This window comes from Thermoactinomyces sp. CICC 23799 (assembly GCF_016055145.1).
GTDB classification, from domain to species: Bacteria; Bacillota; Bacilli; order Thermoactinomycetales; family Thermoactinomycetaceae; genus Thermoactinomyces; species Thermoactinomyces intermedius.
This window is the reverse complement of the sequence record NZ_JAECVV010000007.1, coordinates 88105-103166: the sequence shown is the minus strand read 5'-3', so window position 1 is coordinate 103166 and position 15062 is coordinate 88105. Positions and strand designations below refer to the sequence as shown.

Annotated in this window: 14 protein-coding genes; 7 read left to right on the top strand and 7 right to left on the bottom strand. The window is 48.5% G+C overall.

From position 1 onward, the window contains the following. Positions 1-34 precede the first annotated feature (34 nt). From I8U21_RS10670 to I8U21_RS10645, 6 genes are all read right to left on the bottom strand, one after another. Positions 35-511, bottom strand: coding sequence for an antitoxin YezG family protein (locus I8U21_RS10670; protein WP_037993051.1), 477 nt, complete (start codon positions 509-511; stop codon positions 35-37). Beyond that, positions 512-2017, bottom strand: coding sequence for a DNA/RNA non-specific endonuclease (locus tag I8U21_RS14975; RefSeq protein WP_232337623.1), 1506 nt, complete (start codon positions 2015-2017; stop codon positions 512-514). 340 nt (positions 2018-2357) lie between these two features. Then, positions 2358-3038, bottom strand: a complete 681-nt coding sequence (locus tag I8U21_RS10660) for an NTP transferase domain-containing protein (protein WP_181731521.1) — start codon at positions 3036-3038, stop codon at positions 2358-2360. Further along, on the bottom strand, positions 3035-4024 hold the full coding sequence (locus tag I8U21_RS10655) for a DMT family transporter (protein WP_198053892.1): 990 nt from the start codon (positions 4022-4024) through the stop codon (positions 3035-3037). The genes I8U21_RS10660 and I8U21_RS10655 overlap by 4 nt, the downstream gene beginning before the upstream one ends. Next, a complete protein-coding gene (locus I8U21_RS10650; protein WP_198053891.1) occupies positions 4021-5886 on the bottom strand; it encodes a phosphotransferase in 1866 nt (621 codons plus the stop codon). The genes I8U21_RS10655 and I8U21_RS10650 overlap by 4 nt, the downstream gene beginning before the upstream one ends. 291 nt (positions 5887-6177) lie before the next feature. Continuing rightward, complete coding sequence (locus I8U21_RS10645; RefSeq protein ID WP_198053890.1) at positions 6178-7017, bottom strand: LicD family protein; 840 nt, start codon at positions 7015-7017, stop codon at positions 6178-6180. A 189-nt stretch (positions 7018-7206) separates the two neighbouring features. Between I8U21_RS10645 and I8U21_RS10640 the strand changes: the two genes are divergently transcribed. From I8U21_RS10640 to I8U21_RS10630, 3 genes are all read left to right on the top strand, one after another. Then, positions 7207-7434, top strand: a complete 228-nt coding sequence (locus I8U21_RS10640; protein WP_181731525.1) for an AbrB/MazE/SpoVT family DNA-binding domain-containing protein — start codon at positions 7207-7209, stop codon at positions 7432-7434. Between the two features lie 170 nt (positions 7435-7604). Further along, entirely contained in the window at positions 7605-8858 is a 1254-nt protein-coding gene (locus I8U21_RS10635; protein ID WP_198053889.1) for an alkaline phosphatase, read from the top strand. Positions 8859-9007: 149 nt separating this feature from the next. Next, a complete protein-coding gene (locus I8U21_RS10630) occupies positions 9008-9859 on the top strand; it encodes a DegV family protein (RefSeq protein ID WP_198053888.1) in 852 nt (283 codons plus the stop codon). A gap of 53 nt (positions 9860-9912) precedes the next feature. Here I8U21_RS10630 and I8U21_RS10625 read toward each other — a convergent pair whose 3' ends face one another. Beyond that, positions 9913-10926 carry a S66 family peptidase gene (locus I8U21_RS10625; protein ID WP_198053887.1) on the bottom strand — a complete coding sequence of 338 codons (1014 nt, stop codon included), beginning with the start codon at positions 10924-10926 and terminating at the stop codon, positions 9913-9915. Between the two features lie 202 nt (positions 10927-11128). Here I8U21_RS10625 and I8U21_RS10620 point away from each other — a divergent pair, with 202 nt between their 5' ends. The 4 genes from I8U21_RS10620 to I8U21_RS10605 all read left to right on the top strand — a co-directional run bounded on the left by I8U21_RS10620 (position 11129) and on the right by I8U21_RS10605 (position 14906). Beyond that, positions 11129-11971, top strand: coding sequence for an ABC transporter ATP-binding protein (locus I8U21_RS10620; protein ID WP_198053886.1), 843 nt, complete (start codon positions 11129-11131; stop codon positions 11969-11971). After that, positions 11925-12830 carry an iron-hydroxamate ABC transporter substrate-binding protein gene (locus I8U21_RS10615; RefSeq protein WP_198053885.1) on the top strand — a complete coding sequence of 302 codons (906 nt, stop codon included), beginning with the start codon at positions 11925-11927 and terminating at the stop codon, positions 12828-12830. Before I8U21_RS10620 ends, I8U21_RS10615 begins: the two co-directional genes overlap by 47 nt. 64 nt (positions 12831-12894) lie before the next feature. Beyond that, complete coding sequence (locus tag I8U21_RS10610) at positions 12895-13902, top strand: FecCD family ABC transporter permease (RefSeq protein ID WP_198053884.1); 1008 nt, start codon at positions 12895-12897, stop codon at positions 13900-13902. Next, positions 13899-14906: a FecCD family ABC transporter permease gene (locus I8U21_RS10605; RefSeq protein ID WP_198053883.1), complete on the top strand. Its 1008-nt coding sequence runs from the start codon at positions 13899-13901 to the stop codon at positions 14904-14906. The genes I8U21_RS10610 and I8U21_RS10605 overlap by 4 nt, the downstream gene beginning before the upstream one ends. Positions 14907-15062: the final 156 nt, after the last annotated feature.

Below are 15062 nucleotides of genomic sequence, written 5' to 3'. Positions count from 1 at the left end.
GATAACGTTATGGAGAAAGATACTGTAAACATTTTTATATATCCTCTTTTTTCTGTTTTAGATATTCATCTATAAAAGATCTGTCCCTCTGATTTTCTGGTACAATTCCAAGATATTGATATCTCCAAATGATTCTGCGTTTTCGCGGGCTCGCATGAGAGAGATCTTCATAGTCGAAATGGATTTTTAATTTTCCGGATGAATCCAAGAACAAAGTCAGGTTGGTCCAAGGCTCTTGGTTATGTTCTCTGAAGGTTTCCCACAACTTCACAAACTCTTCGAATAATTGGTGCTTAATTTCATCAAACTCCGTATCGCTGATATGAAATTTTTCGGGAATATCCAAAAAGTAAACAGGGGATGAATGATTTACAGGGTAGTAGTAAAAGTAAACATAACTAAATCCTTCACTCACTTCCGCATACAAATAAACTTTTTCCCATTCTTCGGGAATCATTTCAACAATGGTTTCTCCAATCTGCTGATATATTTTTCCTAATTGAGCTTCCATTTATTTACCTCCTGGTCTATTTTTAAACTCAATTTCAACCCAAGGATCATCACCAATTTTATATTTTATTTTAAAGTAATCTGGTCGATTTGAATTGCCAATGTATTTAGGATTTATTTTGACCTTAACTTCATTATTATGAAGTAATTCTTCTTTCCATTCGTTCTCCAACTTTTTCCATTCACCTCTGTTCAGATTAGAGTTCATCGGGACCAGGTTATCAATTTCACCAGATCCTTTGAAAATAGTCGCTATTAAATGGCCGCCATCGTCATCTGGCAACCTGTCATCACCACCCACGGTCCTTTGAGCATAATTATTCCTTTTTCCTTTGCCTAATTTTAAGGATGCTTCAATGTCTATGATTCTTCCGTTTGCATCGGTTATATATTTATAGCCTTCATTTGAAGTGTATTCAATGTTTGCTTTTAAAGCTTTTTTGCCATTTCTTTTGGTGAAGTGCTCTCCATATTTTTCACATTTAATTGGAGAAGCCAGTGCTATGGATGCCAAATAACTGTTTGATTGATATCGATAAGAAAAACAATCTGCGACTTGTTTTGCTGCGATTTCAACAGTTTCTGATTTTTTGAATGCGGTGGTTACTTTATCGATGATTGTGGGAACGATGAATGATCCTAATCCGACCAGTGCTGCGCCGCCTATTCCCGATAAGACTGCATTTTTCCAATTGATTTTCCGCCCGTGCAAAATATCGTCTGCGACGCTTGTACCGGCGCCTTCTACTGCTCCGATGACTCCACCTTTGGTAAACATGTTTTGCAGAGGTGCCGGCAATTTGGAAACCAGTTTTTGTCCTCCGCGCAGAACAGGTCCCAAGACTTTGGAATTCTTGGCACCCATGATCAGTTTTTGCCCGATGCCACTGGCCAAGCCCCGGGAAGCTCCTGCCGTGATGCCTCCTCCGATCAATCCCAAGAGGCCGCCAATGGCTGCTTCCAAGAAGGTCATTTTGTTAATTTCCCAACCATTCAGGGCCATACTGATCACAAATGACAAAGCCATACCACTGAGTACGGCAATCCCTAACGGGGTGGCAAAGATGCACAAGACAATGCCCAAAATCAAGACGCCGGCAAACGCTATGTATTCCTTAAATTTGACGATCCAGTCCCAAACTGCAGACAGTGTATCAATTACGACTTCTGCTATTTTGGAGCAAATTTCAGTAAACCAATCCCAAAAGGCAGCCGCTTTCTCTTTGGTCCATTCCCATGCTCCTGAAATTTTGTCCCCGAACCAATCCGCAGCTTCTGACAATGGTTCGGTTATGGAATCAAGTAGTCCTTTCTTTTCTTCAACCGGAGGGGACGATACCGGCTGTTCTTTTTGTACGGGAGTTTTTTGTTCAAATTGATTGAAATCATCATTGATTTCAGGAACTTGGATCCCTCCGTCGGCATGGACAATGTCATTTCCCCAGATGCTAAATCCTGCAAAGATGAAAAGCAGGATAAGTATAAGTTGAAAAAATTGTTTTCCCATACGTTCAGTTACGGGTTCCCGTAACTCGGTTTCCTCCTTTCTTATTCATAATAAGCTATAAAACAATTATAATTATAAAAATATTATAAATCTGCTGCATGTAAAATTTTAAAAAAAATTTAACGATTGGAGGCTTTGTGTTTTTTAGCCAGGAAAAATTGCATGACCTGGTTATATTGGAAAGGGTTAAGAGGAAGAAACGGAGGCGGGGGATCCTCCGGGAGGGGATTAAATACAACAAATGAAAATGGTGTTTTGGGGGTGGGGGATGAGCCGGTGAAAAGATGGGGAAGGGATTTCTGCAGGGGGAATGTCGGGTTCTTGGGTTGAACCCGGCTTTTTAAAATCCTTCCCGGTGCAGACGCTTTAAGTCTTCCAGGCTGTCGATTTCATGGGTGTCCCAAGCATCGATTTCTTGCAAACGGACATTCAAATCCCGGATGTTTTCTTTGACGATGTGATCCCAGTATTTGTTTTGGAAATCTCCGTTTGCGACGGTTTCTTCCAGTTTTTTGACCAGTTTCCGGCCGTCTGTTTCGCTCCAATAGGAGACGCCGCACAGGATGTAATCATTTCCTTGTTCCTCGATGGTGATGTTTTGGATCCGGTTTTGCGAATCCGTGTGAAGGACCCATTCGTTGACAAACGGTTTTTTGGCGCTGAAGTATAACGAGGTGGACGGCTTGTCCAAAAGAAAATTGCGGCGCAGATAGTTGTCGGCGTCAATGACATAAGCGCCGGGCAAGTATTCCCGGGCCAGGTACATGGAATAGAGGTTGTTGTACCGGTCATAGTGCGGGTTGTGGATCAGCGTGACGGCAAATTTCTTCTTTAAATAAGTAAATTTTTCGTGCAGGTATCCCGTCACCACCGCGATATCCCGGACACCGGTTTCCCTTAAAAAACGGATTTGCCTTTCCAACAGCGGTTCATCGTTTACGGTGATGAGGGATTTCGGGGTGGTCAAGGTGAGCGGGCGAAGCCGGGTCCCCATTCCTGCTGCCAGCAAAATGGCTTTCATCGTTTCACCTCCTTCATGGTCCGGTTCCGGAATTTTTTCAAAAAGTGCGTGAGATTCAGTTCATCTTTTTCAGCCACCGTCAGCACGGAACCCAGGATGATCATGAGGCTGTAACCAATCATCTTCAGAGAGAGGGCTTCGCCGAAAAACAGAAAGCCGAAGAAGATGGCCCAGCCGGAATAAGAGATGTTCAGTCCCATGGCCTTGGCGGGACCGATGGCCCGGATGGCTTTGTAATAAAACAGGTAGGAGACCGATCCGGCCAAAGCAACGAGAGCGAGAAAGAACAGTTCCTTTTTGGCCATGACATCGGCGGCAAAGTGCCAACCGCCAAAGAACGGAAGAATGACGGTGCAGTAGGTGACCGTTGAAACCAGTTGGCGCAGCAGGATGGATTGCTCCGGGGAAATTTGGACTTTTTTCATTCCATAAGCAACCAGGACGCATTCCAATCCCCAGCAGATAATGCACAGAAGGACATACAAAAATCCGAGCCGGGACGGAACGGAAGCATCCTCTGTTCCCGAGGAGCCGAGCAGGATGATGAACAAAATGCTGATGAAAAGCCCAAACCAGTTTTTGGGGCGCAGACGGTCTTTCAAAAGCAGAAAAGAGAAGAAGGCCCCGACGGCCGGATAAACCGCGGAGAACGAAGCGGCATAGGAGGAACCGAGGTGGTGGATGGAAAGCACATAAAAGGTCATTCCAAGCGGGCCGCCAAGGATCGAGCCCAGAATGACATACCATCCGCCGGTTGTTTTGATGTTTGCGAGTGCTTTCTTCAGTTCCCCCTTCAGGGACAAATATCCGGCGATCCACAAGCCCGATGCAGCGTCATGCAAAAAAGTCCCCACCAGCGGGGCGAGGAACAATGCCTGCCCGGAGGAGGCGAACAGATCGCGGGAGAGGATCGCTCCGATGAATACCGTGTCCAACGCCCACATGATCCCCGACAAGAGTCCGAAAGCTGCACCGGCCCGTTTCATGCAGACACCTTCTTTGACAAGAAGAACTCGATGTTGGCAATGGCCCGGTTGTAGCGCATGATGCCGTAATCCCCGAAGTTGTCCCCTTTGGCTTCTTTGTAGATGGTCCACAAACTCCAGATGTAATCTTGGAAAATCTTGTGCATCAGCATGCGCATCCGGATTTTTTCGGTGATCTCTCCGGAGAAATAATAGGACAAGAAGAGATCTTCTTCCCGTCGGGTCAGGGAAGATTCCAGCGAGTAGGCAGCCAAATCCCAGACGGGATCATTCAACCCGGCATATTCCCAGTCGATCAGGTAAAGCCGGTTGTCCCCGCTTTTGATGAAGTTGTCCGGCAAGGTGTCATTATGGCACGGGACGAGAGGAACCTGCATGGCGTCAAACATCAATTTGATCTTCAACACTTCTTCTTTCAATTTGCGGAAGTTCGGATAAAAATAACCTCCGTTCACCTCGTCGACCAGCCGCTCATACTTGGTTTTGACCTGTCCGATGTCAAATTTGTTTTTCATCGGCGCGTTGGAGGTGTGGAGCTTTTTCAAAAGGTTGGCCACCAGCCGCATGTTTTCTTCGCGCCGGGCCATTTTGGGAGTGAGCGTTTCCGCATCCGGAATCATCTCGGAAATTTTCACGCCGTTTTTTTCATCAAAGTAGAGGGTTTTGGCGTTAATTCCGAGCTCGCCGGCCAGCATGGCGTTTTCTTTTTCGAGGTGGCGGTCGATCATTTGGTCCGTCCCGGCGCCCGGAATGCGAAGAACATATTCCTTTCCTCCGGCCACGCTGATTTTGTAGTTTTTGTTCGTCATGCCTCCCAACGGGACAGCCCCGGTGATGTCATCCTCCGGAATCCCGATGGCGGATGAAACCGTATCTTTTAATTGATGGATGAAATAGGTTTCTTCTTTCCGCTTCAATCGCGGGTGCACCAGATTCAAAATGCGGATATAATGCTCCTTCGTGTCGATGTCGGACCAGATCAAATCATTGATTTTCAAATAACCGATTTTGTACTGGCGGGAAACATCCAACAGCAGGTATTCATAATCGAGATAGGGATTCTGGTTGTTTTTGTATTCTTCCAGCATCAGTTGATAGACATCATATGAGATTTTGTTGATGCCCACCATTTCGCCGTCAATCCGGTTCAATTGGTGAAGATCTTTGGAAATTTTGAAGATACTCTGGTTGCGGAGTTCCACATAGGCCTCGTTGCCTTGCCCGCTTTCGGTTGCAATCAGCATGCAGTCGCGTTGTTCATTGTGAATCAGCTGTTTGAAGGCTTGTTCCTCCGCCAGAATATCGTGATCGAGAACGATGAAATCCCCGGAAACGGCATATTTGGCACAAGCCAGAGAGGACATCGACCCGGTCCATTGGTAGCGCGGGTTATCCACGAACACGATTCCCTCTTGATCAGTTAACGATTGGAAGGCTTCCTTTTGGTATCCGGTGACGATGATGATTTTTTCGATCCCGTGCTTTCTCAAAATGTCAATGTTGCGTTGTAACAGCGTGGTGCCGTTCAGCGGCAAGAGACTTACCGGAAGATTGAATTCATCGTTTTCGCCGGCGGCCAGAATGACGGCTTCTTTCACTTTGGTTGTTTTCCCGCCGTGAAGATCCACTTTTTTGTTTTGGTAAGAAGCATACCGGTTTTTCAAAAGGCGGATGCCTTCTTTGGTGAGGTAGTATTGGGTGCTGCGTCCATGTTTCCGTGTGTCGATCAGGCCTTTTTCCATCAAATCGCGGATCAGATAATTGACTTTGCCGGCGGAAAAATGGCAGAGTTGCCCGATCGATTTTTGATTCACCTGCACATGTTTGTTGATGGTTTCAAGCACTTTGAGTTGATCTTCCATGGACATCCCTCCTGCTTGAATGGTGTGATGAATCGGTTGTGGCGGAGTGTGGCAGACGGGATGAAAACGTATGGACAAGATGAAACGAGAAACATATTCAATTTTTGAATGTATTTATTTTAACATAACTCTCTTTTTTTGAGAAATTAATGTGGCGTGAAATGGGAGATTTCCAGGGAGCGGCTGTTAAAAGGATTTTATTCAGAGTTCATAAAGCGTGAAAAAAAGAGGGAAGCTTTCGTCGGTGAAAGCCATCCCTCTTTTTTGGTCAAAAAATGAATGAATCAACCCTCATAATTGTAATTCGGTGAAGGTGTGTTTGGGCTTTTGCTTTTCTTCGGGAGGCAATTCCATGTAATGATCCCCGTAAAGCGTCCGCAAATAGCGGTCCCGGTCTTTGATGGCCAGGAAAGAGTGCCCCTCGAACCGGATTTCTTCGAGGTCTTGAAAAATCCTGAAGGGCAAAATCATGGAGTCTTTGATCTCGGTGGGAACCAGAATGGAGTTGTCTCCGTAAGTATATTCAAATTTTGAATGGTGATTGTATTTGGTTTTGATGCGGGTTTCCCATCGGTTGAGCCGGTGGACGCCCAACGCCTTGCCAAGCGGGCGGAGCAGGCAGCTTGCGATTTTTCTCATGCGGCTGTGGCTTTTCTTTTGGAATTTCAGTGTGACCGAATATCGGGTGAAGTAGATGAAAGTGAGACAGATCCGGTCGAGTGTGCGGAGAATCCGGCTGTCGGGGATGCGGTCGATGGGGAAGATATCAATGAAAACACCCCGTTTGATATCCGACCGGGAGGTAGTGTGCTCGACAAGGCGGGTGCGCGTGTCCACAATTTTGATAAAGTTGTGCGGATAATCGCGGTCTGTTTCATAGTGTTGGATGAACAAATAATCCGGCAAGTGTTTTTGGCCTTCCTTCCAAAAGCGTTCGTAATCTTCCCGGAGCATCGCCACATCCGCGTCGTCATCCCATGGGATAAACCCGCCGTGACGAACGGCCCCCAACAGGGTTCCGGATGAAAGAGTATAGGAGAGGCCCATTTTTCTTGCCGCCTTGTCAAATTCCAGCAAAATCTCAAGTTGTTTTTTCTGCAGTTGTCGGATTGTTTCTGGTGAGAGTTTCACTTGCAACCACCTCAATCCTTAATTGTAGCACAGAACTCCGTTTTTGGAATTCGTCAGACGGAAGGGCAGGGGTTCCGGTTTTGAAAAACGGGAAGAGTTTATTAAGATAATATTGGGGTTCAATAAATGGAAACAAAGTGAATGGTTGATCGTTCGGGATCGGTTTACGATAAAGACAAGGAGGAACCTATGAATCAGAAGAAGAAAGGACCGGTTGGGAAATACGCCGGAACCGCAAAGGTCGGAACCAAAGGCCAAATCGTGATCCCCAAGGAGATCCGGGACATGTTTGACATCCAACCGGGCGAAACCTTGCTTTTGTTTGCAGACGTTGAAAGAGGGATTGCCGTCATGAAATCCGACGCATTCAAAGATGTGTTTGAGACGGTTCCGCAGTGGCCGAAAAAAGATGAGTGAAAGTCTGATGCAGGCACCTCAAGAACGAGGTGCTTTTTTGTTTTGAGTGGTAAATTTACAAGCTTTTAAAAAGGAATTCATCCTATTTATATTTAAATATTTTAGAATATAAATGAATTTTTGGATAGTGTGTAAACATAAAACGACTTCTTTGGAAAGGATGGTTTAGCATGAACAAACGCGGTTGGTTAGGGGCGGCTTTGGCGATGGTTGTCACGGTTTCTGCCGTCTCCTTTTCCCAAGTCTGGGCCGGACAGGAGGAAGTGGCCAGAAAGCAAAAGCCGCAGCCAAAAAACGTCATATTGATGGTCGGTGACGGGATGGGCAGGGCCCAACGGGATGCCATCCGGCTGTCCAGTGTCGGTCTGCACGGTAAAACAGCCATGGATGACATGCCGTATACAGGCTTTGTACACACCAATTCCGCAGACCCCGAAGAGTTTGTGACCGACTCGGCAGCGGCGGCGACGGCGATGGCCACCGGCGTGAAGACCTACAATGGCGCCATCGGTGTCGACCTGGAACAGAATCCGGTGGAAACGGTATTGGAAACGGCCAAAAAACGGGGAAAAGCGACGGGACTGGTGACCACCGCCCAAGTCACGGATGCAACCCCGGCGGCATTTGGTTCCCATGTGAAAGACCGGGATGACCAGAGTCAAATCGCCCGGCAGTTTTTGGAGAAAAGCCGTCCTGACGTGATCTTGGGCGGTGGAGAAGATTACTGGTATCCGGAAGGCAACCCCGGCCGGCATCCGGACCATCCGGCAGAAGACCCTTCTGAAGAAAGCAAAGGAACCGAAGGAAATCTGGTGGAACGGGCCAAAGATCTGGGATACCAGTATGTCGCAAACCGGGAAGAGTTGCAAAAAGCGAACGGTTCCAAGATTCTCGGCTTGTTTGCCAATGAAGAGATGTTCCAATATGACACCGAGGCCGGGGATCGCTATAATCCGGCGGTTTCTTTGACCGAGATGGCGGATAAAGCCCTTCAAACGCTGTCCAAAAACAAAAACGGATTTTTCTTGCTGGTGGAAGAAGAAGGGATTGACGCCATGTGCCATGTGAACAATGCCGGACTGGCCATCGAAGCCGGCAAGGAGTTTGACAAAGCGGTGGCGCATGTCAAAGAATTTGCCAAAAAACGCGGGGATACCTTGGTCATTGTCGTCGGTGACCATGAAACCGGCGGTTTTACGATTGAAGGATTGGATGACTCCGACGAGTCGGGGGACGGCGTGTCCGGTGAAGACGGGCCTTTCCCGGTAGCCGGTTCCGATCAGCAGTTTATGGTGGATTGGACAACCGGAGGACATTCGGCGGTAAGCATTCCTTTAACCGCCATGGGACCAGGAGCGGAGATGTTGCAGGGGGCTTATGAGAACACCCGCATCCATGATGTGATTGTGAAGTTGATGAAGTAAGAAACAAGCTATAGTTCAGAAGCGCCTTCCGTCCGGGGAGGTGCTTTGGTTTTGACAAGAAAAAACAGGGTATTATAAAATCGGTTTGACTGAATGGTCAGGTGAAAAACCGGTTTGAACGGTTCAGACAGCAAAGAGTGGTGATGAAAATGATTAAGATCACGGCAGACAGCACTTGTGATCTGTCTCCTGAAATCTTAAACGCGATGGATATCACGCTGGTGCCCTTGAATGTTTTGATTGATGACAAGTCATACCGGGACGGGGTGGACATTACGCCGGCCGAGATTTTCCGGTATGTGGGCGAAGAAGGGAAGACCTGCAAAACGGCAGCGGTGAACACCTATGAGTACGAGAAGGTTTTTTCCGAACTTTCCCCAAAATATGAAGCCGTCATCCATTTTTCCCTCAGCGCGGAATTTTCCTCGACTTATCAAAATGCGGTGTTGGCTGCAGAGAACTTTTCCAATGTCCATGTGATTGACACGCGCAATCTTTCCACGGGCAGCGGCCATCTCGTATATGATGCGGCGCTCATGGCCAAGGAAGGGTTAAAAGCGGAGGAGATCTGCGAAAAAATGAAGGAGACCATTCCCAAAGTGGATGCCAGTTTTGTGATTGACCGCCTCGATTATCTGAGAAAAGGCGGACGCTGTTCGGGAGTGGAAGCGTTGGGGGCGGCCTTGCTCCGGATCAAGCCGAGCATTGAAGTGATCGACGGGCGGATGGAAGTCGGGAAGAAATACCGGGGCAACTTTGACCGTTGCCTGGAGCGTTATGTCAAAGACAAATTATCAGGCAAACAAGAGGACATCGACCAAAGACGGATCTTTATCACGCATTCCGGGTGTTCGGAAGAAACCGTCGCCAAAGTCAAGGAAGCCGTCCGCCGATATGCCGATTTTGACGAGATCATCGTCACCAAGGCCGGTTGTACCATCTCAAGCCATTGCGGTCCCAATACACTGGGGATTTTGTTCAAACGGAAAAGCAAAAAATAAACGGTTGATCAAAGGAAAACCTGCCCTCACACGGGCAGGTTTGTTGGAACCGGTCATATGAAATGTTGCCGGACGCATCCTTTTCCGTTTTCGCTTTCCACTTCGGCAAAGGCCCCGTTGATGAAGGTCATCTGCGGCGGAACATGGCCGCAATCAACATCGTAAATGATTGGGATTTGAAGTTCTCCGGCAAGCTCTTGGTAAACATCTTCCACGGTGTAGTCTTGGACCGGGTGGTTGGAATGGCTGCGCCCGAACAAGATCCCCGAGCATGCGTTAAACCAACCGGCCAACTTCATCTGCATGAGGGACCTTCTCAAATCCACCGTTGTCAATTCGCAATTTTCCAGATACCACACCACCGGTTCTCCATCCAGGTGATTTTTTCTGAATTTTTCCACGTCACCGTAAGGCGTGCCGGTCAAATGCCGGATGGTGTCAATGCATCCGCCGAGCAACCGGCCTTTGATGATTTCTTTTTGGTTGGAAACGGTCTTCCAGCAAGTCGGCTCCGTCAGGTGAAAAAGGCAGGGTGTCGGGCGGTCGTGCTGCCATTTCTTTTGATAATATGCGGAAGATCGCTGCAGGACGGAATTTCCTTTTCCCGTGGCCAACACGTTTTTCCACATGGCGGTGGTGTCATCCCAGTATTCCCCCCGCAAATCCACAAAGTTGGGGCCGTGAGCCGTGGCAATTCCGGTATTCAAGGTGATGGCCAACAACAACGTGCTGGTATCGGAATAGCCCATCACCCATTTGTTCTTGATTTTTTGAAAGTCGACATGTTCAAGCATCTCAATCAAAAGTTCCCCGCCCCATGGCGGGATAATGATGTGGATCGCATCGTCTTGCATCATTTGATGGAATTCCCCGGCCCTGATCCGGGCAGGAGCCGATTTTGCTTTATGCTGTTTCCGGACGGTTTTGCCGCAACGGACACGGAATCCTTTTTCTTCCATCCGCCGGCATGAAAGTTCAAACATGGCATGCAATTCCCGCGGCACGCCGGATGACGGCGCGGTGACCCCGATGGTTGCCCCTTCGGTCCACGAAGGATATTGAATCACCGGATTTCCCCCTTTTTTGGTTTTTGGAAAGCTAATGTATGTTTTAAGGGAGTGGTGTGCTGAATCCTGCTTACAGGAAAGAACTGTTCCGGGAAAAGGCAGCTTTTTTATTGACGCTGATAAGAAAACGATTTATAGTATTATTGGACTTTAAATTGATAATCATTATCAATGATAAAATACAGATGTTGGGGGCATCAGGATGGGGCGCCTTTATACCGAACATTTGCAGGTTGGTTATGGGGAGAAAGCGATTGTCCGGGATTTGACGATTCAGATTCCCGACCATCAGATCACGGTGATCATCGGACCGAACGGATGCGGGAAATCGACCTTTTTAAAAGCAATGTCACGTATCATCGCATATCAGTCGGGGGCGGTGATCCTGGACGGGAAAAGCATTGCGCAGGAAGACACAAAAAGTTTAGCCAGAAAAATGGCAATTCTTCCCCAAAATCCGGAGAGCGCGGCCGGGCTCACGGCCGGGGAACTGGTTTCTTACGGGAGATATCCTTATCAAAAAGGATTTGGACGCCTGAGCAAAAAGGACATCGAGGTGATTGACTGGGCACTCAAGGTCACCGGTACAGAGCAATTCAAATATCAGCCGGTGGATGCTTTATCCGGCGGGCAGAGACAGCGGGTTTGGATTGCTTTGGCCATTGCGCAGGAAACCGATATCATCTTCCTCGACGAACCCACCACTTATTTGGATCTGGCCCATCAGCTCGAGGTTTTGGAGCTTTTGCAAAAGCTCAATAAAGAGGAAGGACGCACGATTGTCATGGTCCTGCACGATTTGAATCAGGCGGCCCGTTTTGCGGACTTTCTCGTGGCGATGAAAGACGGGAAAATCGTAAAAAGCGGGACCGGTGAAGAGGTCATCACCCGGGATGTGCTGAGGGAAGTTTTTCATATTGATGCGGAAATCGGAAAAGATCCGCGCACTGGTAAACCGATGTGCTTGACATATAATCTGATCAAAGGAGAAGACGCTTATGAAGAAAATATGGCCGTTGCTGCTCGGACTGGCACTGTTTCTTAGCGGGTGCGGAGATCCGGCGGATGAAAGTGCAAAAAACGGTTCATCCAAAACCGTGACTTACCAATCGGAAAACGGGCCCGTCGAGGTTCCGGAACATCCCAAACGCATCGTGGTGCTTTCGCAATTTGCCGGGAACGTGATGGCGCTTGGTGGCAATATTGTCGGGGTGGATTCTTGGGCAAAAGACAATCCCCGATTCAAAGACAAGCTGAAAAATGCGGAAGTGGTCAGCGATGAAGATTTGGAGAAAATCATCGAGTTAAATCCGGATTTGATTATCGGTGTTTCCACCACGAAAAACGTGGATAAACTGAAACAAATCGCTCCCACCGTGACCTATACCTATGGAAAGTTGGACTACCTGACACAGCATCTGGAAATCGGAAAGCTTCTCAACAAAGAAGAGGAAGCCCGCAAATGGATTGACCAATTCAAAGCGGAAGCCAAGAAAACCGGAGAGCAAATCAAAGCCAAAATCGGCGAAGATGCAACGGTTTCCGTGATCGAGAACTTTGATAAACAATTGTATGTTTTCGGGGATAACTGGGGCCGGGGAACGGAAATCCTTTATCAGGAAATGGGCCTGAAAATGCCCCCGAAAGTAAAAGAAAAAGCGTTGGGACCGGGCTATTATGCCATCTCGCCCGAGGTGCTACGCGATTTTGCCGGGGATTATGTGATTTTCAGCAAATACAAAGATGCGGACACCTCGTTTGAGAAAACCGAAACTTACCAAAACATCCCGGCGGTGAAAAATCACCGCGTGTTTGAAGTCGATGCGAGAGGTTTCTTCTTCAATGATCCCCTGACTTTGGAATATCAGCTTAATTTCTTTAAAAAATCCTTCTTAAACCAGTAACATGCGGGGAAGAGGGGCCCTGGGACAGGGTGCCTCTTCCTGATGATAGAAAGATGAGATCAACATGTTGAAAAACAAAAGTTCTTTTCCGTTTGTTTTGAAATTGACGGCCGGGGTGGCCATTCTTTTTCTCTCTTTTGTCATCGCCATGGTGTTGGGTGCGGCGGATACCAGTCTCAGGGAAGTTTGGCTGGCGATCACCGGCGGGGAAAAGACGGAGACGATCACGATGATCCGGGAGATCCGTTTGCCGCGTGAAGTGGCGGCCGTTTTTGTCGGAGCGGCACTATCGGTGGCCGGCGCCGTCATGCAGGGGTTGACAAGAAATCCGTTGGCCGATCCCGGGTTGCTGGGCCTGACGGCCGGAGCCAATGCGGCATTGGCTTTCCTGCTTGCTTTTCACCCCTCAGCCGGCTACTTTGTCCTTACCATATCCTGTTTTGTCGGGGCTTTTGCGGGGGTGTGCCTGGTGTTCGGCATCAGTGCGGTGAAAAAAGGCGGTTTTTCGCCTTTTAAAATCGTGTTGGCAGGAGCGGCGGTGACGGTCTTTTTGCAAGGGATTGCGGAAGCCATCGGATTGTATTTCAAAATTTCCAAAGATGTGTCGATGTGGACAGCCGGCGGACTGATCGGGACTTCCTGGGAACAGCTGAAAGTGATCATTCCGTTTATTGCCGCCGGCATTTTGATTGCTCTTTATTTCTCCCGGCAGTTGACCATCCTCAGTTTGAATGAGGAGGTGGCCGTTGGATTGGGGCAAAAGACCCGGCAGATCAAAGCGGTTTTGTTCATGGTGGTCACCATCCTTGCCGGAGCCGCGGTGGCGCTTGCCGGCAACATGGCTTTTATCGGCTTGATGGTTCCCCACATCGTCAGGGCGGTGGTGGGCACGGATTACCGCTTTGTTCTTCCCATGTCCGCCGTGTGCGGGGCTGCATTCATGCTTCTGGCCGATACGCTGGGCCGGACGATCCATGCCCCGTTTGAGACGCCGGTGTCGGCCATTGTTTACATACTGGGGCTGCCCTTCTTCCTGTTGATCGTGCGCAAAGGAGGGAGAACCGTTTTATGATCCATCCTTCCGTGTTAAAGAAACAAAAAATCATCATCGGGATCTTGCTTGTCCTGACGGGGATCACCATGGTTCTCAGCCTGGGGCTTGGCCGTTCCTCGGTCTCTTTCGACCGGATTTTGCCGATTCTCTTGGGGGATGGGAACTTTAAAGAAGAATTTGTCTTCTATTCGATTCGCCTGCCGCGGATCGTGGTGACCCTCCTTGCCGGAATGGCTTTGGCTGTGTCCGGAGCCATTTTGCAGGGAATTACGCGAAATGATCTGGCTGACCCCGGCATTATCGGCATCAATTCCGGCGCCGGTGTCGGAGTGGCCGTCTTTTTTCTGTTTTTCCCGGTGGAAGCCGGATCGTTTATCTACCTGCTGCCGGTCGTGGCTTTTTTATCCGGCATGTTGACCGCCATCCTTCTTTATGTGTTTTCTTATCAAAAAGGGGCGGGGCTTCAGCCGGCCCGTTTGATTTTGACAGGTGTGGGATTTTACATGGCTTTTTCCGGGGCGATGCTGGTCATTGTTTCCTCGGCAGAGCGCGAAAAAGTGGATTTTATCGCACGATGGCTCAACGGGAATATTTGGGGGGACGATTGGCCGTTTATCTGGGCGCTCCTCCCCTGGCTGTTGGTGTTTATCCCGCTTACGTTTTACAAAGCCAATCAATTAAATCTGTTGAGTTTTAATGATCCGGTTGCCATCGGAGTCGGATTGCCCCTGCAAAAAGAAAGGATGCTCCTGCTTTTTGCGGCTGTGGCGCTTGCGGCTTCCGCCGTATCCGTCACCGGCGGGATTGCTTTTATCGGCTTGATGGCTCCCCATTTGGCGAAAGCCTTGATCGGACCGAGAAATCAGCTGTTTTTGCCGATCGCCCTGTTGATTGGCGGCTGGTTGCTTTTGTCGGCTGATACCATCGGACGCAATCTTTTGGAACCGGACGGCATTCCGGCCGGAATCGTGGCATCGCTGATCGGAGCGCCTTATTTTGTTTACCTGTTGCTCCGGAAATAAAAAATCCGTTTTTGTTGGCCTTATCCTGCAGGCCCGTGAGAGAAACCGTGCTTTTGTTCCGACAGGGATGAAAGCGCGGTTTTTTTTAAGGGAAATTTCAGCTTCAGGCCGGATAATGGAAATGATTTGGAGAGAAAGGCGGTGACCCGGCATGAT